Source organism: Phytoactinopolyspora endophytica, assembly GCF_004138495.1.
Classification (GTDB): Bacteria; Actinomycetota; Actinomycetes; order Jiangellales; family Jiangellaceae; genus Phytoactinopolyspora; species Phytoactinopolyspora endophytica.
On record NZ_ML142859.1, the window covers coordinates 126,034 to 127,303 of the forward strand.

The 1,270-nt window shown below is 63.7% G+C and carries 3 protein-coding genes; all 3 read left to right on the forward strand.

Annotation, left to right across the window (positions count from 1 at the left end; translation table 11 throughout):
• A partial coding sequence (locus ELR45_RS41205) for an ATP-dependent Clp protease proteolytic subunit (RefSeq protein ID WP_240759941.1) occupies positions 1-229 on the forward strand: 229 nt, incomplete at its 5' end.
• Positions 150-878, forward strand: coding sequence for an ATP-dependent Clp protease proteolytic subunit (locus ELR45_RS20755; protein WP_276320713.1), 729 nt, complete (start codon positions 150-152; stop codon positions 876-878). The genes ELR45_RS41205 and ELR45_RS20755, both read left to right, overlap by 80 nt.
• A gap of 132 nt (positions 879-1,010) precedes the next feature.
• On the forward strand, positions 1,011-1,270 hold a 260-nt coding region (locus ELR45_RS41210; RefSeq protein WP_276320711.1), incomplete at its 3' end, for a ClpX C4-type zinc finger protein.

A 1,270-nucleotide genomic window follows, 5' to 3' on the forward strand; every position in this document is an offset into this window, starting at 1 on the left:
CGGCGGCGTGGGCGGCACGGCCAGTGACATCCGGATCCACGCTGAGTCCCTGCTGCGGACGAAGAGGGAGATGGCGGCCCTGATCGCCCAGCACACAGGACGGGACGTCGAGCAGATCGAGCGCGACTCCGACCGCGACCGCTACTTCACTGCCGAAGAGGCGCGCGAGTACGGCTTCGTGGACAAGGTCATCACCAGCGCCTCCGAGCTTCCCAGCAACGAGAGCTGATCAGCATCCTCGCCACACCGAGACGAAGAGAGATAATGCGATGAACTACTACATCCCGCAGTGGGAGGAGCGCACCTCCTACGGATTCCGCCGCATAGACCCCTACGCGAAGCTGTTCGAGGAGCGCATCATCTTCCTCGGTACGCCCGTCTCGGACGACGTCGCTAACGCGGTCATGGCGCAGCTGATCTGCCTGGAGTCCATGGACCCGGACCGTGACATCGAGATCTACATCAACTCGCCGGGTGGTTCCTTCACGGCGATGACGACGATCTACGACACGATGCAGTTCATCAAGCCGGACATTCGGACCGTCTGCATGGGGCAGGCAGCCTCCGCCGCTGCCGTGCTCCTGGCCGCGGGCGCGCCGGGCAAACGGCTCGCGGTGCCGAACGCGCGCGTCATGATCCATCAGCCGGCGCTCGCCGAAGGCATGTTCGGTCAGGCTAGCGACATCGAGATCCAGGCCAACGAGATCGAGCGGATGCGGCGGCTGATGGAGGAGCTGATCGCCAAGCACACCGGCAAGACAGCTGAGCAGATCCGGGCCGACACGGAGCGGGACAAGATCCTGACCACCGAGGAGGCCATCGAGTACGGGCTGGTCGACAACTTCACGTCCTCCCGCAAGGCAAGCCTGGTCGGATAGGCTGACCCGACGCGCCCAGATGTAAGGTTGAGTGCCACGCGGCCGGGAAAGGATGTACCGTCGAAGGACGCGGCGCGACGTCCGCGGTTCGGCTGGCACGGCAGCACCTGAGACGACGGAAGGACACTCCGCGTGGCACGTATCGGCGACGCCGACCATCTGCTCAAGTGCTCTTTCTGCGGTAAGAGCCAGAAGCAGGTCAAGAAGCTCATCGCAGGGCCGGGCGTCTACATCTGCGACGAGTGCATTGACCTCTGCAATGAGATCATCGAGGAAGAGCTCAGCGAGAATCCGGAGTCTGGTGGGCTGTCGGAGCTGCCGAAGCCGCGTGAGATCTACGAGTTCTTGGAGCAGTACGTCATCGGTCAGGAGCCGGCGAAGAAGGCGCTGTC